The 19,668-nt window shown below is 43.9% G+C and carries 24 protein-coding genes and 2 tRNA genes; 10 read left to right on the top strand and 16 right to left on the bottom strand.

The features are described from left to right. Nucleotides 1-5: 5 nt before the first annotated feature. Nucleotides 6-524: a nicotinamide-nucleotide adenylyltransferase gene (locus A4E24_RS03805; RefSeq protein WP_292351808.1), complete on the top strand. Its 519-nt coding sequence runs from the start codon at nucleotides 6-8 to the stop codon at nucleotides 522-524. A gap of 271 nt (nucleotides 525-795) precedes the next feature. Here A4E24_RS03805 and A4E24_RS03800 read toward each other — a convergent pair whose 3' ends face one another. Further along, on the bottom strand, nucleotides 796-1,368 hold the full coding sequence (locus A4E24_RS03800) for a hypothetical protein (protein ID WP_292351806.1): 573 nt from the start codon (nucleotides 1,366-1,368) through the stop codon (nucleotides 796-798). Between the two features lie 145 nt (nucleotides 1,369-1,513). Between A4E24_RS03800 and A4E24_RS03795 the strand changes: the two genes are divergently transcribed. Then, nucleotides 1,514-1,723, top strand: a complete 210-nt coding sequence (locus A4E24_RS03795; protein ID WP_292351805.1) for a hypothetical protein — start codon at nucleotides 1,514-1,516, stop codon at nucleotides 1,721-1,723. A gap of 31 nt (nucleotides 1,724-1,754) precedes the next feature. On the opposite strand, the gene A4E24_RS03790 is transcribed toward A4E24_RS03795, so the two are convergent. From A4E24_RS03790 to cofD, 10 genes are all read right to left on the bottom strand, one after another. Then, a tRNA-Gly gene (locus A4E24_RS03790) sits at nucleotides 1,755-1,826 on the bottom strand. Nucleotides 1,827-1,896: 70 nt separating this feature from the next. After that, the gene (locus tag A4E24_RS03785; protein WP_292351803.1) at nucleotides 1,897-2,787 is read right to left on the bottom strand and encodes a mechanosensitive ion channel domain-containing protein; all 891 of its coding nucleotides are present in this window, start codon (nucleotides 2,785-2,787) and stop codon (nucleotides 1,897-1,899) included. Nucleotides 2,788-2,884: 97 nt separating this feature from the next. After that, nucleotides 2,885-4,048, bottom strand: coding sequence for an O-phospho-L-seryl-tRNA:Cys-tRNA synthase (pscS, locus tag A4E24_RS03780; RefSeq protein ID WP_292351802.1), 1,164 nt, complete (start codon nucleotides 4,046-4,048; stop codon nucleotides 2,885-2,887). A 26-nt stretch (nucleotides 4,049-4,074) separates the two neighbouring features. Then, nucleotides 4,075-4,650 (bottom strand): flavodoxin family protein, encoded by a 576-nt coding sequence (locus A4E24_RS03775; RefSeq protein ID WP_292351800.1) that lies wholly within the window; start codon nucleotides 4,648-4,650, stop codon nucleotides 4,075-4,077. A 114-nt stretch (nucleotides 4,651-4,764) separates the two neighbouring features. Further along, the gene (locus A4E24_RS03770; RefSeq protein WP_292351799.1) at nucleotides 4,765-5,043 is read right to left on the bottom strand and encodes a DNA-directed RNA polymerase subunit L; all 279 of its coding nucleotides are present in this window, start codon (nucleotides 5,041-5,043) and stop codon (nucleotides 4,765-4,767) included. 31 nt (nucleotides 5,044-5,074) lie between these two features. Next, complete coding sequence (locus A4E24_RS03765; RefSeq protein ID WP_292351797.1) at nucleotides 5,075-5,806, bottom strand: exosome complex RNA-binding protein Csl4; 732 nt, start codon at nucleotides 5,804-5,806, stop codon at nucleotides 5,075-5,077. 133 nt (nucleotides 5,807-5,939) lie between these two features. Continuing rightward, a complete protein-coding gene (locus A4E24_RS03760; protein ID WP_292351795.1) occupies nucleotides 5,940-6,542 on the bottom strand; it encodes an METTL5 family protein in 603 nt (200 codons plus the stop codon). A gap of 13 nt (nucleotides 6,543-6,555) precedes the next feature. After that, a complete protein-coding gene (dph2, locus tag A4E24_RS03755; RefSeq protein ID WP_292351793.1) occupies nucleotides 6,556-7,548 on the bottom strand; it encodes a diphthamide biosynthesis enzyme Dph2 in 993 nt (330 codons plus the stop codon). Then, entirely contained in the window at nucleotides 7,535-8,107 is a 573-nt protein-coding gene (gene hpt, locus A4E24_RS03750) for a hypoxanthine/guanine phosphoribosyltransferase (protein WP_292351791.1), read from the bottom strand. Before hpt ends, dph2 begins: the two co-directional genes overlap by 14 nt. 127 nt (nucleotides 8,108-8,234) lie before the next feature. Beyond that, a complete protein-coding gene (gene cofD, locus A4E24_RS03745) occupies nucleotides 8,235-9,152 on the bottom strand; it encodes a 2-phospho-L-lactate transferase (RefSeq protein ID WP_292351790.1) in 918 nt (305 codons plus the stop codon). Between the two features lie 80 nt (nucleotides 9,153-9,232). Between cofD and A4E24_RS03740 the strand changes: the two genes are divergently transcribed. The 7 genes from A4E24_RS03740 (at nucleotide 9,233) to A4E24_RS03710 (ending at nucleotide 15,190) form a co-directional block, all read left to right on the top strand. Beyond that, nucleotides 9,233-10,429: an HD domain-containing protein gene (locus A4E24_RS03740; RefSeq protein ID WP_292351788.1), complete on the top strand. Its 1,197-nt coding sequence runs from the start codon at nucleotides 9,233-9,235 to the stop codon at nucleotides 10,427-10,429. Nucleotides 10,430-10,431: 2 nt separating this feature from the next. Beyond that, a complete protein-coding gene (locus A4E24_RS03735) occupies nucleotides 10,432-10,782 on the top strand; it encodes a hypothetical protein (RefSeq protein WP_292351786.1) in 351 nt (116 codons plus the stop codon). 4 nt (nucleotides 10,783-10,786) lie between these two features. Further along, complete coding sequence (locus A4E24_RS03730; protein WP_292351784.1) at nucleotides 10,787-11,338, top strand: UbiX family flavin prenyltransferase; 552 nt, start codon at nucleotides 10,787-10,789, stop codon at nucleotides 11,336-11,338. Between the two features lie 124 nt (nucleotides 11,339-11,462). Continuing rightward, nucleotides 11,463-11,540 (top strand) — tRNA-Pro (locus tag A4E24_RS03725). A 134-nt stretch (nucleotides 11,541-11,674) separates the two neighbouring features. Then, nucleotides 11,675-13,513 carry an excinuclease ABC subunit UvrC gene (uvrC, locus tag A4E24_RS03720; protein ID WP_367121147.1) on the top strand — a complete coding sequence of 613 codons (1,839 nt, stop codon included), beginning with the start codon at nucleotides 11,675-11,677 and terminating at the stop codon, nucleotides 13,511-13,513. 117 nt (nucleotides 13,514-13,630) lie between these two features. After that, a complete protein-coding gene (locus A4E24_RS03715) occupies nucleotides 13,631-14,365 on the top strand; it encodes a glucose-6-phosphate isomerase family protein (protein WP_292351782.1) in 735 nt (244 codons plus the stop codon). Nucleotides 14,366-14,434: 69 nt separating this feature from the next. Next, on the top strand, nucleotides 14,435-15,190 hold the full coding sequence (locus A4E24_RS03710; protein ID WP_292351780.1) for a DUF128 domain-containing protein: 756 nt from the start codon (nucleotides 14,435-14,437) through the stop codon (nucleotides 15,188-15,190). Between the two features lie 4 nt (nucleotides 15,191-15,194). Here A4E24_RS03710 and A4E24_RS03705 read toward each other — a convergent pair whose 3' ends face one another. Further along, on the bottom strand, nucleotides 15,195-16,595 hold the full coding sequence (locus A4E24_RS03705; RefSeq protein WP_292351779.1) for a DHH family phosphoesterase: 1,401 nt from the start codon (nucleotides 16,593-16,595) through the stop codon (nucleotides 15,195-15,197). Nucleotides 16,596-16,604: 9 nt separating this feature from the next. After that, nucleotides 16,605-17,102, bottom strand: coding sequence for a hypothetical protein (locus A4E24_RS03700; RefSeq protein ID WP_292351777.1), 498 nt, complete (start codon nucleotides 17,100-17,102; stop codon nucleotides 16,605-16,607). Between the two features lie 78 nt (nucleotides 17,103-17,180). Here A4E24_RS03700 and A4E24_RS03695 point away from each other — a divergent pair, with 78 nt between their 5' ends. Next, nucleotides 17,181-17,375 carry a hypothetical protein gene (locus tag A4E24_RS03695; RefSeq protein ID WP_292351775.1) on the top strand — a complete coding sequence of 65 codons (195 nt, stop codon included), beginning with the start codon at nucleotides 17,181-17,183 and terminating at the stop codon, nucleotides 17,373-17,375. A gap of 167 nt (nucleotides 17,376-17,542) precedes the next feature. Here the strand turns inward: A4E24_RS03695 and A4E24_RS03690 are convergent, their stop codons facing one another. The 3 genes from A4E24_RS03690 to A4E24_RS03680 all read right to left on the bottom strand — a co-directional run bounded on the left by A4E24_RS03690 (nucleotide 17,543) and on the right by A4E24_RS03680 (nucleotide 19,644). Then, nucleotides 17,543-17,941: a DUF1699 family protein gene (locus tag A4E24_RS03690; protein ID WP_292351774.1), complete on the bottom strand. Its 399-nt coding sequence runs from the start codon at nucleotides 17,939-17,941 to the stop codon at nucleotides 17,543-17,545. Between the two features lie 516 nt (nucleotides 17,942-18,457). Continuing rightward, nucleotides 18,458-19,216: a P-loop NTPase gene (locus A4E24_RS03685; protein WP_292351772.1), complete on the bottom strand. Its 759-nt coding sequence runs from the start codon at nucleotides 19,214-19,216 to the stop codon at nucleotides 18,458-18,460. 35 nt (nucleotides 19,217-19,251) lie between these two features. Beyond that, a complete protein-coding gene (locus tag A4E24_RS03680; RefSeq protein WP_292351770.1) occupies nucleotides 19,252-19,644 on the bottom strand; it encodes a transcriptional regulator in 393 nt (130 codons plus the stop codon). Nucleotides 19,645-19,668: the final 24 nt, after the last annotated feature.

Genomic DNA, 19,668 nt, shown 5'->3' with positions numbered 1-19,668 from the left:
CATTTATGCACATGAGAAGAGCGTTCTATATAGGACGCTTCCAACCATTCCATCTTGGGCATTATTCCACCATCTGTACCATTGCAAAGGAAGTAGATGAGCTGGTAATAGGCATAGGCAGTGCCCAGAAAAGTCATGACCCTGAGAACCCCTTTACTGCAGGTGAAAGGGTTATGATGATACGGCATGCTCTGGAAGATGCGGATGTGAAACATTATGCAATACCCATTGAAGACCTGCAGCGCAACGCAGTATGGGTGTCTCACATCATTTCCATGTCTCCTCCTTTTGGCGTAGTTTACTCCAACAATCCTCTTGTTATCCAGCTTTTCAGGGAAGCGGATATGAATGTAAGGCAGCCTCCGATGTTTAACAGAAAAGGCTACTCTGGGACAGAGATCCGCAAAAAGATGATCGAAGGCGATGACTGGCGCCAGCTTGTCCCTACTGCTGTGGCGGAGGTTATAGACGAGATCGGCGGTGTCACCAGACTTCGTAATGTTTCCATGAGGGATATGGAATGAAAATTATATCTGTTTTCTTATCTGTAATGAAATCACATTTCTGCGGGTACATAATATTTTTGAGATAACCATATCAGCAGCAGTAGTACTATAGTATGAACTGCAATGAATATGAGCATCGGCTTTATAATGGACTTTATCACAGATTTATTTGTTCTCTTTTTGTCTTCATCTTGGTATTTATCGTGTTTCATCATTCATCGACCTACTTCTATTCATTATTACATCTAAATTAAAAGATGCCACTACTAAACAAGAGATCAAAAAGCTTCTAACTTCTCATCTGTGGTGGATCTATCAATGAAGGTGTTGTTATATTGTTTTTGGTATCCTGCACTTCAATCAATACTTCATTTGATCTGACTTCTCCTCTCCAGTAAGGTTTTGAGATTCTTTCACCTCCAGCAGTGTGATAAACGGCACTGAGCATGTATTCACCAGGATTCAGAACCCAGCAGTTGGAATTGAATGTTGAGTTTAGTGATTCTCCTGTTTTGAGTTCTGCAACAAATTCATTTGTCAGTGCAGGTCTTGATATAACCGGGCATATATAATTGGCAGAACTATTATCTGCTAAGGATCTGAAAGAAATATCGTAACTTATCTGTGGCTCCATTTTCCATACATTCAAACTATAGTTTCCGATATTTGTTAATGTAAGGTGAATATAGGATGTTTCTCCTTCCTCTAAATCGGTCTTTTCGGGTACGATCGTAAGATTCAACTCAGGAGTATTCTCAAGATTCTGGTTTGAACTCTCTCCATCAATAATATCTGTACACCCGGTATTGAATATTGAAAGAAGAAGTAGGGAGTACATTAGTACATAGCTAAGTATTTTCATGTGTAATTATATGTATTACTTGATCTAATAATCTTCACATCTGATAAAATACCATAGTTTGGTTCAGTCATGACAGACGCATCTATTATAAACAGATTTCTCCTATTCTCTATAGATGTTCATTTTCATTTATAGGAGGTAACAAATGGCAGAGAAGGGAAAACCACCAGTGTTCTGTGAAAAGTACTGCATCGTGTGCAAAGGAGCAAGAGCAGGTAACGGCATATGCAGATCTATACAGAACCTGGAACTGAAGATCTTTGGTAATAATGGGTGTATCTGGGGTAAAGCGAGGACTAAATTCTACGGGGTCACCCCTGACCAGAAAATACCGGAAAGATCTAAGAAAAAATGAAACTATATCTCACATTTTTCTTTTGATATTATGCGGCTGCCGGGATTCGAACCCGGGTTCTAGGCTTGGGAAGCCCAGGTCATAGCCACTAAACCACAGCCGCATTATGAAAATAGCATAATTCATATTACTTCTTTGATTATAGAGTTTTTGGTGAGGCAGCTGACATTGTTTCATGCATTTTCGCCCAATTCCTGCAGCATCATGGTCATCAGGCGGTCTCTCAAGATATTCCTGTCCTCATAGGCTGTTTTGAACTCCACAGTGATCTTAACCCCATCGCTGTCACTGTTGAGATAAAAGGTTGCATCTGCACCTTTAAGAGTACTACCCTTATCACGTATCCTCTCAAGCCTGTCGATCATATCTGTTGGCACACTTTTCAGGTATAGGTCGAATGTTGATAAGAATTTGTAACTCCCATAGTTATGGATAGGCTTTTCGAGGAAGACCTTGTTAGGTACCTTTGTATAGTCTGCATACGTATCAGGCGATGGATCTATTAAAACATAGAACATGCCGATGTGCTTGACCTGTCCCTCCTCGCCGGCCACATTTATGTAATCACCGATCTTGAAAGGTTTCTTTGTCAGCAGTATAAACCATATTATATAGGAAAGCACGACGTCCCGGATAGCAAAGGCAAAACCGGTGGCTGTCAGACCTAAAAATAGGGCTACGTTCTGTATACCAATGCCTATGTGCAAGAAAACGATCACTGTAGCCAGCACATACACCAGTAAGATATATAGCTTGCTAAACAGGATCCTCTCTTCAGGTTGTCCGATACCTTCGAACTTACCCGCAATTAAGTTAATGGTCAGTCGTATGAACAGTGTGGCCCCTCCGAAGGAAACCAAAATTACAATTATCCATTCCAGTATCTTTACTATTGCATCAGGTATTGGGATTATCTCCTGACGTCCTGCCAGATCAATAGCTATGATCGGAAGCATCACTATAAGAAAGAGCAATATGGTTCTGTTAAGCTGCTCGTGAGCGAATCTCTTTTTTACTTTATTGAACTTCTCTCTGGAAGGCCGGATAATTGAATCTCTAACCATTGGTATGCACTTGGCACATATAACATTATACTTATATGTTTATAATATTATCTAAATTATATTGACCAATATAAGAAGTAAAGGTCATGATTTTCTCTTATTGCTCGTTTTCATACTTCTCAATGATATTCTGGAAAGAATCCAGAACATATTGCAGGTTCTTCCTGCCTACCTGGAACGTGCTCAGTTTGAAGTATTTAGTAAGCCCGGATTTGATGCCATGTATATTACGTTCTTTGAGTTCCCTGTACAGGAAATACCTTCCCTTCTTTGCCTTCTGTGATATCTCATAGAACACAGGCGCTTCGAAGAACATGAGATCATGGTTGTGTGGCTTTTGTCCTTTCTGGATGATCCCCATTTCTTCAAGTTTACCGGAGAACCAACGTGCATTCTGCACTTCCTGGTCCCAGTTGTTCACCCGCTCTACTACATGAGGGAATGAGGCGATCATTGTCATAATGGTAGCACCTCTGGCCGTGCATCCCAATAGCTCTATTTCCTTGTTCTTGTTGGTAGGTGATTTCCTGAACACGATGTCGGAATATTCCTCACTGACACCCAGCAGTCCTATGGGGCCCGATGCAGCCATAGATTTATGGCCACTGCCTGCCACAAAGTCAGCACCCAGCTTTTTTGCGTCCACAGGCATCCTGCCCACAGCGTATGCGCCATTCAGCAGCAGTGGCACATCGTAGTCGTGACAGATCTTTGATACATGCTGCACATCGGTGATGTTCCCATAATTACCATCCGGATAAGTGACCAGAGCCAATGCCGGTGCTTTACCTGTTTCCTTTATCACTTCTTCAATAGCTGTAGCATACCCTTCCACATCTGTCATATATTCCGGGCTGCCGCTATGAGGCACTTTTTTTATGTTGAGCCGGGCCCGCTGGGCGGCAACAACAGAGGAATAATGTGCAACCTCGTCCATCACCACATGGTCCCCTTCCTGTGCAATGGAGTGCATTACCGCAAACTTTGCTTCCCTTGCACCATGTGTGATCCTCACGGCATCTATATTCAGGAATTCTGGAAGTGCCCCATGCACAAATTCCTCTATAGGTGGCTTCTTGATCAGGTCCAGCACACCTCCGCAGAAGTCGCACACAGAATAACCATCGCCCCATTCCAGCAGAGCACGCCTGGCTTCTTCAGTTAGCTTACCTGCGGTCTGCAGGGGATCAATATTGATCGCATCCTTTGGTTCACGCGGGATGAACCCGAACTTCTTCAGTGCTGCCTCATCAAGTGCCATTATATCTCCTCTATTCTTACTATAGTTCAACTATAGAGTTTTTTCATCAGCCATGCCATGTTCTGTCCCAGGGTTTGCATTGTACGGATACCTTCCTCGTCTTTTTGCACATCTCCCGGGGCGCCGCCCACACCTATGTTCCAGTACATGGAACCTGGTATGATCATCTGACTGATGGTAAAGAAATTGTTCATGGTGGTGAAAGCGTGGAGTGAACCAGCCCTGCGCACTGCTACGACAGCTGCACCTACCTTGCGTCTGAACAGGTCCCCATTGGCTTTTGATACAAAACCAGCTCTGTCTATAAGAGCCTTCATTTCCGTCGTTATATCTGTGAAGTATGTGGGGGAAGCCAGGATAATTCCATCTGCATCTATCATTTTCACAATGCATTCATTCACAAAATCATCATTGAAAACACATCTCCTATCTTTATTCTGATAACATTTCATGCATGCTGTGCATCCAATTGTCTTTTTACCCCCAATGTGTACAAGCTCGGTTTCTATTCCCTCTTTTTCCAGTTCTTCAAAGACATACTTTATGAGCGTTGCAGTATTGCCTTCTTTTCTGGGACTGCCATTAAATGCCACTACTTTCACGATATTACATCTCCAGTTGATTAATTCCTTCCAGGCCACAAAGTATTCACTTTGTACAATTAATAATAGATGTCAGTATCTAACATTAAAAAAGAAAAAATGCAGTGGAAATTATTAGACTTCCACAGCTTTGCCAAATACGCTGACGAACTCTTCACACTGTACAACAAGAGTTTCAGCAGCCTCTCTAACTACTATGATAGGGTCTGTACCGTCTGTCTTTATGTACAGGACCGGTTCGCTTATAGACACGTGCTTCATATCATACGAAGCGGTGTGTACTCTTGTATCTTCAAGTAACACAGATTTCAGCATATTAAGAAGAGTGTGTGTTTCACCTTTTATCTCAAGGTGCATTTCATCTTCGGTCTTGTCTATGATCTTCAGTTCCATGGACTTCACCCATATAAGTCAGATTTTTATATTATACTATGCCTGTTCCATAATCTGAGGAGAGTTTACGTCTCTCTACTCTTCCGCATTCCGGGCATTTCAGTTTGTTATCTTCCTTGACCATAACAGCGCGGCAGTTGGAGCACTGGGCTTTCATTACACCAAGTTCCTTCCCTGCGGTACTAAGCCGCATGTTCTCAGTGTTCAAAACCTTTGCTTTAATTATGTCTCCCACAGCGAATTCCTCGTCCAGTCTCTTGCAGTATGAATCTTTAACATTGGATACATGCACCGCAGCTGTCCCAACTTTCCGGAATTCACGTTCACCTTCACCTTTTATAGCAGCTATCTCAACAAGAGCGACGCTCTCTCTAAGGCCGGTTATACTGCCAACTACGATATCTCCTACGGCAATTGATGGTGGATACTTGGTATTGGGAACAACGGATATGATACGTGCTTTCCTGTCTATCTTCACGACACCAGTAGAGGCAGCATGGATATCTGCAACATGCAGGAAAGTCCCGATCCCGGGACTAAATTCTTCAGTAGTACCAATAATGTCTCCAGGCATCACAAAGACCGTTTCCTCTTCATCCATGTTCTCCTCCTGTATCACTTTCTTTGAAGGCTTAACAATGCCGCTTTTTGGAACTTTCGTCATTTTAGCAGCTACCTCCACTTTCCTTCCCTTGGTCACCATTTGTTCTGTTTCTTCCGATGACCGTACACTTTCTGATCCCTCGCCTGAGCCTTTGATCATCCTGCGTGAAACCTTTTTCCTGTTCCTTATACGAATAAGAATCCCTCATGATGAAATTAGATAGATATGATCGAGCGCCAGTTTGCAAGACATATGTTTCCCGCTATATAAAGCAGTTGCAAACATCGGCAGATTATATGCTGCCATCACACCGGACTATCCGGTAGATCTCAACCTTAACCAGTTCTACATCCTTTTTATGAAATTTAAATGTTCGTTTTATCGGAAAACCAGTTTCATACCAGTCACTAATGATCGCAGGCTTTATGAAACTCTTAATGAACCTGTGACTCCCGCAATTGTGGACGGAATATGCCACATCTGCAACTCTCAGGGCAGTTGAAAGGAAAGGTCTGTCATTGCCCTTGCACTGTGCTCCAAAAGGCGGGTTCATTACTACAGTATCTGCATGTTCAGGCACACCTGAGATGTCACATTGTACGAACTCCACGTCAACTCCCATCATAGATGCGTTCTCTCTTGCGATCTCAAGGGCACAGGGATCAAGGTCGAAACCTACTACTTTTTCAGCACCCAGGAGCTTTGCACCAATGGCAAGGATGCCGGTGCCGCATCCAAGGTCGTATACCGTACCCTGCAGATTCCCATGCATAAATGCAAAATGCAATACCTCAGCAGCGATGGGAGCAGGCGTAGCATATTGTTCCAGGTTCACATCAGGTCTTTCGAACCCTTTCACCTTTTCCAGCATGATCTCAAGTTTTCTCTGCTTCATTTAATGACCCGCTTCAGGCAGTTATCTCATCGAATACCAGATCTTCCCATGCCTTCTCGCCCAGTACTATCTCAAGTTCCGGTGGAGTGAGCATTGGCGCATTGAAGCGGCCAACCTCGTCAATGGCAAGTCTCGGACATGCAGTATTTACAAAAGCATCCACTTTGAACTGGAGTAGCTGGTCAGGGGTCACGAGATCCATCATAATGATCCGGGCATCTTTACCATGCCTGCGTATAAGGTCCTGCAACTTCAGGGCAAGTGCCATACGTTCCTGTCCAGGCTTGGAACATACGATCATTCCGAAAAGATCTGCATCCAGTGATCTTCCGATAACGGCACTGCGTTGTTTGAGCACCTTTGAAATGTCCAGTTCTCTGACCTCATTTACAAATGGGTCGGCTATGAGCACTCTTCTTCCTGTAGATAATGCCACACCCATGGGGTGGAAATAGCCACTCCCTATATAGAGATATTCATCGCATATCTCGGCCCTTGCCGAGGAAAAATTGCACCCAAGAACCTGTCCGGGATATGCTATTTTTGCATCTCCCTTTCCTATCACGCAAACTTTGTCATGGGCTTGTAATATCTCACTTGCTTCCTGAAGCTTGTGCACATGCTGAACCGTGGTGATGAGCCCTATCCTCTTTCCCTTAAGCATTTCCAGAGACTTGTTCACCACTTCCTCTACTGCAGCATTGGACCTTACCTCAATGAAATACACATTCTTGACATAGTTGCTGTCATCAAGCACAGCATGCCCGAAATGGAACAGTATGTCCACCCTGCGTGCCAGGTAGACATCTATGTCACATGCCCCAAAACATGGGTTCCCGGATATCAATATCTGTGCAGCTGTAGCTTTTTCGATCTCATGGACTATGCTCGCAGCCCTGCGCTTAAAGCCCTCAGGGAACTGTAAGCCTACAGTCTTTGCACCTGTATCTTTTATTATGCCAATGATCCTTGCTATCTGGAAATCGAATGCTTCACTGTCTGCCAACCTGATCCTCCAGTATATGCACACCATGCTCATCGACATCTATACGTACAAGAGTTGTCACTTCTATGCCTTCTTTTCTAAGGCTTGCAACTCCTTCACCACGTTCAATGACAACAAAGATGCCTGCAATTATGGCTCCAATGTTCTTGAGCGCCCTCGCCAGCGCCAACAAGGTGCCTCCGGTGCTGATCACGTCGTCGATTATGAGCACCCTGTCTCCTTTTTTTATGCCATTGATATACAACTCGCCTTTAGAATAGCCTGTGCTCTGGGAAAGGATTACTTCACCTTCCAGTTCATATTTCCTTTTGCGCACAATGGCAAGAGGTATATCGGTCATCAAAGAAACTGTGGTGGCCAGGGGTATGCCCATGGCCTCAATGGTGATTATCCTGTCCACATCGAGGTCCGCCCTTTCCACAATGTACTCTGCGACCTCTTCCAGAAGCTCCGGCTCCAGTGCAGGAACGCCATCAGACATAGGATGAATGAAATAATAGTAATCTCCCCGTTTCACAATAGGGATCTCATTAAAGGACTCGCGTAATATCTCCAGCATCTGAAATACTCCTTACTTAGATTGCCACATATATGCATACACATATAAAAGAGAGTCTACATGAAAAAATTTAAGCATTGCTAGAAATGTTATTGTTTTAACACGTGAAAATCTTATCTTATCGTTCTTAGCATTTAAAAGCATCCACCACAGCTCTGGCCAGAGCCGTACTTTTATCCACATTCTTCATCAACGTATCGGCAATGAGTATCTTGCATGTCGCATTCTTCAGAGCAGAGATACCATATGCATCCCTTTCATCCAGTATCATTATGTCCAGGATATCTCCGTAGCAATCGACAACACCGGCAGAAGATACTTCCAAACCCCTTGCAGCCATCAGCTTTCCGGCTGGTCCGCTGACAGGTTCCTTCCCTATCATGGGGCTTACTACAACAACTTTTTTCTTTTTCAGCAGTTCTTTCATCCCCTGCAAGGCCAGTATGGGTCCGATGCTTGTGATAGGGTTACTGGGCCCGATCAGCACATGTTCCTCCTTTTCCAGCGCTTCCAGAACAGCCGGTGCAATGGAAGCCTTTTCGATGCCTTCCTGCACAACTTCCAGCACATCGGGTTTTCCATGCTCTTTTACCCAGAATTCCTGAAAATGTATTTTTCCAGAGGGTGTTGTCACCATCGTCCTTACCGGATCGTCGGACATGGGCAGTATCTTTGCCCGGATGCCTAAAGCTCTTGCAAGTTCCTGCGTTGCTTCCGTAAGAGAACGCCCTGCTCTTAAAAGGTCGGAACGCATGATATTTGTGGCACGGTCCTGGTCGCCCAGCCTCATTATCTCATCGTGTCCCAAAGACCTGAGGGCTTCGTAGGTCATGAAAGTGTCATTTTTTATTCCCCACCATTTAGAAGTATCAAGTTTTCCGGAAAACAGGTACAGAACTGTATCAATATCAGGCGTTACCAGATTTCCTGATACCCACATGTCCTCTGCAGTATTGACGACAACAGTAATATTCTCTTCAGGAAGTATATTTCTAAGTCCTTCAAGCAGCTTGGGGGTTCCGGTCCCTCCGGAAAGTACTAGCATGTATGTCTCCGATCAGTTCTTAACAGAAATTAGTTGTGATAGAGGAACAGCATTATAGGATGAAGGGATATTTAAAGCATATGAAGGTCGTTCGTGATCCTATTCACGGTTATATCGAACTCGATGAGCTCACGCTTTCCCTTATAGATACTCCTCCCATGCAGCGCCTGCGCAGGATAAGGCAGCTTGGGCTTTCAAATCTTGTTTATCCGGGTGCCAATCATACACGTTTTGAGCATTCCCTGGGTGTTATGCATCTTGCAGCCACATTGGCAAGGCAGATCGATTCAGTGTCCCAGCAGGAAAAGGATGAACTGAGGGTCGCAGCTTTGCTCCACGATATAGGTCATGGCCCTCTTTCCCATGTAACGGAGAGCTTCATCACTCAATATACACGCCAGAAACATGAAGATGTGCTTCATCTGCTGCGCAAGGGCGAGATCGCGGAAATATTGGATGAACACGGTCTGAGCCCTACAACCATCCAGAAACACATCAAAGGGGAAACAGATCTCGGTAAGATCCTCAGCAGTGAGATCGATGTGGACCGTATGGACTATCTGGTGCGGGACTCGCATTATACGGGTGTTGCATTTGGGCTGGTGGACCATGTGAGGCTCATCCATGAGATGCAGTTCTATGAAGACAAGCTGGTAGTGGGTGCAGGAGGTGTCAAGGCCGCAGAGTCCTTGCTTGTATCCAGATTTCTCATGCACCCGTCTGTTTATTATCACCATGTATCGCGTATCGCAGAAACAATGTGCGTCCGTGCTATTGAGGAACTTATAAAAGACAATGCTATCGATCCTATGGAGCTCAGACAGATGGATGATGCACATTTGCTGCATATCATGCGTTCGGATGCTGGATACGGCGGCCGCCTGGCACAGCGCCTTGAAGAACGCAGGCTTTATAAACGAGCTTTATATGTAGGCTTTGACGAGGTCACAGAGAGCGTTTTGAAGCACAGGGGCAACATACGCAGAATAGAGGCTGAGATCGCAGGTATGGTGGGCATTGAACCCACTGATGTGCTCATCGACATGCCCCGTTCTCCGGAGATACCCGAGCTAAAAGCACTTGTGAAGCTCAACGGCAAGATGGTAAGACTTGATGAGGCTTCTTATGTGGTTGCGACCCTTGAGAAGGCTCACTGGGATAACTGGAAAATGGGTGTCTATACTCCAAAGGAATTCCGTGATGATGTGGGAAAGGCTGCAAGAGAGTTCTTTGAAGTTAAAAAGACCACAAAACAGTTCAGGCTCACGGAGCTGTGATCATGATCGAGATCAAAAAAGATGTTGGAAGGATACAGCTCCTATTAAAAGGGGAATCTATAGGCAAGGATATGTTCTTTGTACTGTCAGGCGGCAGAGAGCACATAGGTGCTGTTGCCATGGGTATCTATGATGAAGAAAGTCGCCGTGCCTCCGCTTCCGTGATAAGCTCCCCGGGACACAGGGAGGATGAGATCGCTCTGCGCGGAGCACGGAAGATCAGTGCTATCACGCAGAACACAACAGTATTAATGGTCGGTATACATATAGATGATATAACTGTAGATGAGATCCGGTCCATTGTGCAGGCTTCTGAAGCGATGATAGACGAGCTTATTGGGACCATAAGGTGAAAAAATGGAGATCGTAATTGGTATAAGTGGAGCATCAGGGTCTATTTATGGCATAAGGCTGCTTGAGATACTTTCTAAAATGGGTCTGGTCACACACCTTGTTATAACCAGGTCGGCAAGGCAGATCATTGAGATCGAAACTGACTATTCTGTTGTGGAGGTGGAAGACATGGCAAGCTATGTCTATGAGGAAAGAGAGTTCACTGCTCCCATAGCCAGCGGATCGCACAGGTTCCATGGCATGATCGTAGCCCCATGCAGCATGAAGACAGTTGGCTCCATTGCAAATGGCATGTCTGACAACCTCCTGGAAAGAACTGCTGATGTCTGCCTCAAGGAAAGACGCAGGCTTGTCGTTGTGCCGCGGGAAACTCCTTTGAACGAGATCCACCTTGAGAACATGTTAAAGCTCACCAGGGCAGGAGCTATTGTAATGCCTGCATGCCCCGGGTTCTACTCTAAGCCGAAGCACATTGAAGATCTTGTAAATTCCATTGTCGGGAGAGCTTTGGACCTCGCAGGAATAGATAACGATGTATATAAAAGATGGAAATGATCTTTGCTGTCTTTGCCCTTCATTTCTTTATTTTTTTATTCTTTTTCTCCCCAGTTTATATTCTTTGACGATCCCTTACGGAAGGTTTTTAATCTATAACGTCTATTGCAGTGCTTACCCTCTTGGGATAGTAGGGTAGCCTGGTCCATCCTCGAGCGTTTGGGACGCTTGGACTGCGGTTCAAATCCGCGCTATCCCACCAAACTTCTTTTAAAGCCAATGTCAATTCCGGCTCATCTTCTCTAGCGTTTTCCTCTGCCGACCTGTTTTTAAATATCCTGCCGACATTTGGTCAAGGATAGCACATTTATATTTTCCTGCTGCACATAATGATATTTGGAGAAATACCTGATGACCGTTGCCCTCTCTTCTCTTCCAGATCTTCCGGGAGTGTACCTCATGAAAGATGACTCCGGAGAAGTGATCTACGTGGGGAAGGCCCTATCTTTGCGGAAAAGGGTCCGCCAGTACTTCCAGTCATCAAAGAACCTGACACCAAAGACTAAAACGCTTGTCAGCCGCATAGAGGATCTGGAATATATAATCACAGATACGGAAGTCGATGCTCTTGTTCTTGAAGCGAACCTTATCAAAAAATATAGGCCACGGTATAATGTCCGCCTGAAGGACGATAAAAGGTATCCTTATGTCAAGGTCACAGTGAACTCCAGATATCCCCGGATCTTCCTGACACGCCGGAGGCTCATGGATGGGTCCCTGTATTTCGGGCCCTATACAAATGCAGGTGCTATAAGAAAAACACTGGATATCATATCCCAGGTATTCAGGATACGCAGGTGCAGGCAGCCTCTTAATGAAAAGAAGGCACGACCCTGTCTGGACTACCATATTAAAAGATGCTATGCGCCATGTGCCGGGAAGATCAGTGAAAAGGAATACATGGAAAATGTCCAGGAGGCTATAAAGTTCCTTAAAGGAGAGACTTCCGGGTTGGTGAAAGAACTGGAAGAAAGGATGCAAGACCTTGCATCAAAACAGGAGTACGAAGCTGCTGCCCAGGTACGGGACCAGCTTGAAGCTGTCAAAGTGCTCTCGCAACAACAGATAGCCACTTCTGGAACAGATGACAGGGATGTAATAGCAGCCTTCAAGGATGGTGACACAGTCTACATCCAGATATTCTACGTGAGGCACGGTAATATGGTGGGGAGAGCTGACCTTGCCATGAGCTCCGCAGAAGGTACTGCACTTCCGGATGTTGTCTCTCAATTCATAAAGCAGTATTATCTGGATTCGCCCATCCCTACTGAAATATTGACACAATACGATATACCTGATCATGATCTCATCACCTCGTGGCTCAAACAGAGATCAGGAAGGGAAGTTCACATAAATGTGCCTCAGAAGGGTGACAAAAAAAAGATGCTCGACATGGCTTTGATGAATGCAGAAATGACCATGCGGGCAAACAGGCTAAAAGCTGTGGTAGCCAGCGAGTCGATGGAATCGCTCAAAGACCTGCAATCATTGCTTTCCCTACCCTCAGTACCCTTATACATAGAAGGATTTGATATATCCAATATCTCCGGAACAGATGCTGTCGGCTCAATGGTGGTGTTCGAGAATGGCAAGCCATCTAATAATAAATACAGGCAGCACAATATCCGAACAGTTAAAGGCATTGATGATTTTGCAATGATGGGAGAAGTTGTCGGACGCCGTTATTCCCGCCTCAAGGAAGAAAAGATGCCTTTTCCTGATCTGATCCTTATAGACGGGGGACCAGGACAGTTATCTGCAGCAAAAGATTCACTTGACAAGCTGGGGCTGGATATTCCTGTCATTGGTCTTGCCAAAAGGTTCGAACACATAATCACTACTAAAAAAGGTCCAGGTGAAGTGATAGTTCTGCCTCATAGCTCTCCTGCCCTGAAACTCCTTATGCATGTAAGGGATGAGGCGCACAGGTTCGCAGTGTCCTCCCACAGACGCAGAAGATCGGCCAGGCTCACACATTCCATACTTGACGGCATAAGCGGCATAGGAGAAGCAAAGAAAAAAGCGCTTATCAATCATTTTGGTTCTGTGGAAAAGATCGGCCAGGCCACAATGGAAGAACTATGCCAGATAGAAGGTATAAACAAAAAACTTGGGCTACGCATATTGGAAAAATTCCGGGAACATGGTCCATGGAATGGAGCTGACAAAATGTGAAACCTACAAGGTTATATATATACAAATCAATAATAAAAATAATAATATGTTCACTAAGAACGCAATTTCGGACAGTGGCTATTCGGTGAGGTATTAAAGATAGTGAGGAATATAAAAATGGGGAAAGAACTTAATTTTTTTGGACACATTAAGAAGCCAGACATCAGAATGCTGCATGATATGGATGATGTCCTCTATGACACGGAGTGGAGCCGGACAGCAAAGAACACTGAACTCTATTACATGTACAGGGATCTGTACAGAAATGAAAAGGAACATGAAGCTATCAGATCACAGCAACTGAGATATGACATCACTGTTATTCCGCCCCAAATGCTTGGGAAGGAGTATGTTAAAACAGCCGGACATTATCATCCTGATGTGCCTGGAGCTTCTGTTTCTTACGCAGAGCTCTATCAGGTTCTTGAGGGCGAAGCTAATTACTTATTGCAGAGGATGTCAGAAGAAAATGTTGAGGATGTAGTGGTCGTTGAGGCAAAAGCCGGAGATATAGTAATGGTTCCTCCGGGTTATGGTCACATTACCATTAATTCTTCCCATAAGACCCTTAAGATGGCAAACTGGGTATGCAGCGAGTTCTCGTCCATGTACGACCCCATCAAAGAGCATTCAGGAGCCGCATATTATCTTCTTGGAACAGGTTATGTGGGCAACCCGCAATATACTAACATACCACCTATACGCTATCTCAAACCCACAGATCCTTCTATGCTGGGACTTGCTAAGGGCGAGGATATGTATGATCTTGTTAGCGATCTCAGTAAGCTGGATTTCCTGAAAAATCCGCATTTATACAGTGCAATGTTCTCAAAGCTACTCGCAAATGAATGAAAGAGTTTGCATATCTGCATCGATAGTGTATAATATAAGAAAGACAAATAGGTTCCTTGAGGTCTATCGGTGCAGAAAAACTACTGTATCCAGTTCACATCAGCAAAGATAGAAGATCTGATGTTCAGAACAACTTTTGATCCGGTCACACGGGAAGGTAAGGTAGTGGTCAACCTATCCATTATCGATAAAAAAGATTTCGATGATGTGATGGGAATATTCGAAATGGCTATCAATAGTGGCCTGTCAGTAAGTCCCTATATAAGGGTGCTCCATGAAGGGGATAATGTTGAAGGGATCTCCGTGGGTCCGGATGAAGTTGGTTTTGTCACGATGTGCAGCATCACCATAGATGGTATCCTGCTCAAGAAAGGCGTGTTCGTGAACCCCAGATTTGGCGGATTGGTGGAGATCAAGGACGGAACACCTCTTAGGTTCACCAATGTGCTAACCTATCACAGTACTACCATCGATCCTCTGGAAGTGCTCATGTCCCAGGAGATCACATCGGTCACCGAAATGCTTAAAACGGGCTCCGGAAAAATACTGGCGAACCTTAGGGAAGCCCCCATGGTTGCAAGGGATGATATCGACCGAATTCTTTCAGATATGATGGATGCTGGTATCACAGGTATCCTCGAAGTTGGAGAGCCAAATACACGCATTCTGGACGTGCCTGTGGAAAGGGACCATCTTGGCATCGTTGTGATAGGTGGCACCAATCCCATGGCTATTGTTCAGGAACACGGTATAGGCATAAGAACAAATGCTATGTCTACAACAGTTGATTTCAGGGAGCTGCGTCATATCAGTGAGTACAGATGATCGCTCATTGCTTCGAGATCTGGGCACCAATGATCGAATCAAGCCTGCGTATGAACTCATCTTTGGAATTTTGAGGAATAGTTGCCCCGGCTGCAATATCATGCCCGCCTCCGGCCCCTCCTACCTCTGCAGATACAAAGGCTAATGCTTCTGATAGGTTTAGCCCTTTTCTTACAAGGTCCTGTGTGCCTCTAGCTGAGACTTTCACGCCTCCTTCGGCATCTGCAAATGCGACTATTGGATAGTTCCTGTCAGCGATAACCGATGTGCTCATGCCTGCAACAATGCCTATTATTGTTTCTTTTATATTTGAGCCAGCATCGAAATATTGGAGGTTATTAAGCTTTGTGATCCCTTTTTCCCTTACAAAGGAAAGGCCATTCACAAGGTTAGATCGATGATCAGCAAGCAATTTACGTGCCTTCTCATACGCCTCCCCCCGATCTCCCATGCATACGGCCATCCCTATTTCGGCATTATCGTATCTTCCTGTTGCGTTCAGCAATGTCGAATACTCGGTGGCATCCCGCATTTCAGTGCCTTCCCTTTCGTTCAACAATATATATACTTCCCCTATAAGCCTCTCAAGTTTGCAGGATTCCTGTCCTGAAGAAAGGCCATGTTGCAGAAGAGCAGAGACTATTTTTTGTTTCTCTTTCTGTTCCAGGTCTATCCACCTTCGGCAGCGATCGTCATCTCCAAAACGAAGCCCTATACGGTGAAGGAACTCTATACACGCATCCTCATCCGCGGTCAGACCGGGAAGGTATGGATCTGATGCAAACTGCAGCAGTTTAAAAACAGGTCTTGTTTGTTTGCCAAAGAGCATGATATCTTTTTCAAACGACAATACCCCTTTAGAAACACCCTCTTCAAGGATCTCCCTATTGAGACTTATGAGATGACCATTACGTCTGTTCTGCATATCTCCGATCGCACCAACTATTGCGAGACCTGCAAGGTCATGGTTATCTCCAAGTTCATTAGCCAGCAAATATGTTGTTCCGGAACCACTTATATCTGTAGAGCCATTAGCCCCGAAAAGATGGGGGTTGAGGTGATGCTTTATCAGGTTTTCCGTGTCTCCCCGTGGACGATGGTGATCAGATATCACAACATTTAAGCCGGAACTTATGATAGGTTCAAGCATCCCGCTCCCCAGGTCAGTGAATATGACAAGTTCAGGATCCTGATCTGCCAGCTTAAAGATCGTGTTTTCGTCAAGTTGTTTTACAAAACTGACAGAATTTTCAATGCCTGCACGTTCAAGCGCCTTGCAAATAATAGCTGCGGATGTTATTCCATCTGCATCTATATGCGACACGACCTTCACTTCACTGTTCTCATGTATCGTATCAGCACATTTCCTTGCGCGTGTTCTCATTTGCTCCAGACAGTCTGACATTCCAACCACTTATCCGAGTACTCTTCCTGCTTTCCATTTTGCAGGATCGATACGATATCTGTTTCCCTCTCTCTCTATCATGGCATACTCTTTCAGATCAGATATAGATAACTTCTTTTCTCCTTCGGTATTAAAAAGGGTATCCAGTTCGGTCCAGGGTACGATATATGCTTCACGGGAATAACCTGTTCCCATCCTCAGTTCCACTGCCAGAAAACCGGCACGCCCTGAAAGTCTGAGAAAATCAGAGATGCGTGCTATCTGATGAGTGCCTTTTTTGTCCACTGTGAAGTGCTGAGAATAATACAGAGCTTTTGCTCCTTTGTCTACAGAAATACTTTTGCATTCTATGCCCATATAATAGTCCGGGTCAAGTGAATCCACAAGTACGTCCAGGAACTGAGGAGTAAAACGATGCTGTTTTACTCTGTGTGCTATTCCTTTTATCTCATTCTCAGTGAAAAAGGAATTAAACGATTGTACAAGTACTCTCTCGAATTCTGTCATGGATCACCTATTGATATACATGCCTAACTGATTTCCCAATGCGTTAAATTGATGTAGGTTACCCGCTTATTGGACCACATGAACAAAAAGACCCTTGAAATATTATCTTCCACTGGCTCAGTGCTGGTCCTGATAGCCCTTATTATTATCACTCATTCTGTCTTTTCCGCCGATCCTAATTCATCGATGGAAAGCTATGGATTCATTGTTTCTTTGGTGATATTTATACTCCTTATTTCCGGAATAGGTATTAAATTGATGGATGTGGAGTGAAAGTATTCAGGTCTTTTTTACTTTCTTGCATGTTTTGTGATTCGATCTGGGAACAGTAAAATAAAACTTCCGGAGAATGAGGGCTATTTACAGGGTTTAAAATCCTATGGACAGATCAAAAAGGGAAGAGAATGCGGGTCAGCAAGACCGGCATTATATTTTTAAAATCAGTTGCTCTTGATAAGGAATGAGATGAAATCCGGGCTCAGCCTGGTTTCTCTGACCATCTTGTCGGCGATGTCATCTTCCTGCATTCCGTCCAGACGGTACTGCTTTATGCGCTCGTAAACGCTCGGGGAAACTTCAGAATATTCGTTTATATCCTTGCGGTGTCCCCATACGTCTCCTTCGAGCAGTTCTATACCCTGCATTTTGAGGTACATCTTAGCAGAGTTGGAAATAGTTCTCTTGTAGGAACTTGGTATGTGGAGTGCCTTAACCTGGGGGCACTTCATTATAAGTGAGAAGATGTCCGTGTTAGATGGTCTGAATGCAAGGTGCACTATCTCTTCATTTGGGCTTAATGTATTAATTTCTTCTTTGGAACTGACAACTCTTATTTTCATATCTTATACCTCTGTGGATTGTAAAATATTGTTTTTTTACAAGTAAAATACTTTGTAATCCCATTTACTTGTATCTACAACTTTCTATTTAAAGTTTATTAAATTACTTTTATACGAATGGTATACAAAATAAAAATTATTAACTTGAATTCTTATTATTAAAGCATCATAGTGAACAATTGTATCTATTAAAAAATTTAAATACACAGCTGTTGCCAACATCAAATAGAAAGGTGAATAGTGCCAGATCTCATAAATCTTTATGAAAGGTTTAATCTGTTTTTATTATATAAACTTTGTTAAACGTAATTATGTATATGTATGCGTATTCTTTTCGTATTTTGAAATTTAAGAAGAATGTGTTTTCTCCCAAGTGTAATACACATATACACAACATCCACTTTTTACATTGAAATACATTTGAGAACCGGGCCCAGGAAATAAAAGAAGGAGCGATCGAAGAATATATACAGATAGAAGCAAAGAAGATCCTGCATAAGCAAGAAAAAATATAGATCATATTTTAGCTATGTGCTCTTCTATAGCCCGGCGTATTCTTTTCACTGAAGCTGTGAATATGTGGTCGGGATAAGTTAAACTTATTATGCATGTATCATTTTTCTGGGGAATGTCGCAGATACAGGGTATTGATGCAATGACAGGGATCCCAAAAACTTGCTCTTTTTCGGCCAGCTTAATGGGTAACCTGGGACTCATGTTCTCCACCAGATAACATTTCTTTTCCAGTGTCATATAAACACCTTTCACAAGTTGCTCGGTGCACACATAACTTATCTTGTCGGGTTTCATGACAGACAATACGAGATCCGCTACAGCAATAGCGTTCACAGATTCGAACTCTATGCCCGGTCCAGTATCTAAGATCAATACATCGATACCTTTCTCAAATAGAGATCTTTTTGCAGCCAGAAGTAATTTCAATGCATTTGCCTGCCACTTTCGGTCAACATTGGACACTTTTCTAATTGCTGTAATATCGGGATTGGAACAACCTATGATAAAATGGCCCTTCGTACCCAATTGGGGACCGATCTCATTCAGTATACTATCGATGTTGCAGTTACCATCAAGATATTCATTAAGCCACCACTTTGGATATTTATTAAAGAAAGTGCACAGACACGGTGCTTTTAGGTCCATATCCAGAAGACAAACATTATAACCTTCACAAGCTAATAAAGCTGCAAGGTTCGTCGATATACAAGTTTTTCCTGTTCCCCCTTTAGCCGAATGTACAGCTACAGTTACCCCCACATCATCACCCATCTGAAAAAAGCCTATGTTATCGATCAGTCAGTTTTCTTATCCTCGCTGATGCAAAAATATACCTTTCTGCCTGTGCGGTATTTTTTCACGTGTCTCATCCTTACAAGCTGATTGAGGTAGCCACTTTCAACAGCTCTTTCCTTATGCGTGACCTTTGATATATCTTCAGCAGTAGCCGCTCCCCTCTCAAATAATACCGTTGCAGTGATCCTCAAATGTTCCGGCAGGGAAAGCAATGTCATTACATCCAGACCACCCGAGTGATCTGCTTTCTCATCTCCCATTGAATGTGCTTTGGTCATCGGGATACCTTTTGGAACCATCCGGTCTATTTTCCGATCTATACTGACCAGTATTTCAAGGATCTGCCACAGAATCTCTTTTTCCGACATGTTCTCTATCTGATCACTTCTCATTATTGTCCATGCCCCATTAGCAAG

It is taken from the genome of Methanomethylovorans sp. PtaU1.Bin093, assembly GCF_002067275.1.
In the GTDB taxonomy this organism is placed as follows: Archaea; Halobacteriota; Methanosarcinia; order Methanosarcinales; family Methanosarcinaceae; genus Methanomethylovorans.
This window is presented reverse-complemented; position numbering and strand designations above follow the sequence as displayed.

Bases quoted from the DNA above. Each gene is read 5' to 3' on its own strand.
- A4E24_RS03715 (WP_292351782.1), top strand. From the start codon at position 13,631: ATGGGGAAAGAACTTAATTTTTTTGGACACATTAAGAAGCCAGACATC.
- A4E24_RS03740 (WP_292351788.1), top strand. From the start codon at position 9,233: ATGAAGGTCGTTCGTGATCCTATTCACGGTTATATCGAACTCGATGAG.
- A4E24_RS03800 (WP_292351806.1), bottom strand. From the start codon at position 1,368: ATGAAAATACTTAGCTATGTACTAATGTACTCCCTACTTCTTCTTTCA.
- A4E24_RS03770 (WP_292351799.1), bottom strand. From the start codon at position 5,043: ATGGAACTGAAGATCATAGACAAGACCGAAGATGAAATGCACCTTGAG.
- A4E24_RS03730 (WP_292351784.1), top strand. From the start codon at position 10,787: ATGGAGATCGTAATTGGTATAAGTGGAGCATCAGGGTCTATTTATGGC.
- A4E24_RS03805 (WP_292351808.1), top strand. From the start codon at position 6: ATGCACATGAGAAGAGCGTTCTATATAGGACGCTTCCAACCATTCCAT.
- A4E24_RS03735 (WP_292351786.1), top strand. From the start codon at position 10,432: ATGATCGAGATCAAAAAAGATGTTGGAAGGATACAGCTCCTATTAAAA.
- A4E24_RS03690 (WP_292351774.1), bottom strand. From the start codon at position 17,941: ATGAAAATAAGAGTTGTCAGTTCCAAAGAAGAAATTAATACATTAAGC.
- A4E24_RS03785 (WP_292351803.1), bottom strand. From the start codon at position 2,787: ATGGTTAGAGATTCAATTATCCGGCCTTCCAGAGAGAAGTTCAATAAA.
- A4E24_RS03700 (WP_292351777.1), bottom strand. From the start codon at position 17,102: ATGACAGAATTCGAGAGAGTACTTGTACAATCGTTTAATTCCTTTTTC.
- A4E24_RS03760 (WP_292351795.1), bottom strand. From the start codon at position 6,542: ATGAAGCAGAGAAAACTTGAGATCATGCTGGAAAAGGTGAAAGGGTTC.
- A4E24_RS03695 (WP_292351775.1), top strand. From the start codon at position 17,181: ATGAACAAAAAGACCCTTGAAATATTATCTTCCACTGGCTCAGTGCTG.
- pscS (WP_292351802.1), bottom strand. From the start codon at position 4,048: ATGGCACTTGATGAGGCAGCACTGAAGAAGTTCGGGTTCATCCCGCGT.
- hpt (WP_292351791.1), bottom strand. From the start codon at position 8,107: ATGCTGGAGATATTACGCGAGTCCTTTAATGAGATCCCTATTGTGAAA.
- A4E24_RS03705 (WP_292351779.1), bottom strand. From the start codon at position 16,595: ATGTCAGACTGTCTGGAGCAAATGAGAACACGCGCAAGGAAATGTGCT.
- A4E24_RS03765 (WP_292351797.1), bottom strand. From the start codon at position 5,806: ATGATCAAAGGCTCAGGCGAGGGATCAGAAAGTGTACGGTCATCGGAA.
- A4E24_RS03795 (WP_292351805.1), top strand. From the start codon at position 1,514: ATGGCAGAGAAGGGAAAACCACCAGTGTTCTGTGAAAAGTACTGCATC.
- cofD (WP_292351790.1), bottom strand. From the start codon at position 9,152: ATGCTAGTACTTTCCGGAGGGACCGGAACCCCCAAGCTGCTTGAAGGA.
- A4E24_RS03680 (WP_292351770.1), bottom strand. From the start codon at position 19,644: ATGAGAAGTGATCAGATAGAGAACATGTCGGAAAAAGAGATTCTGTGG.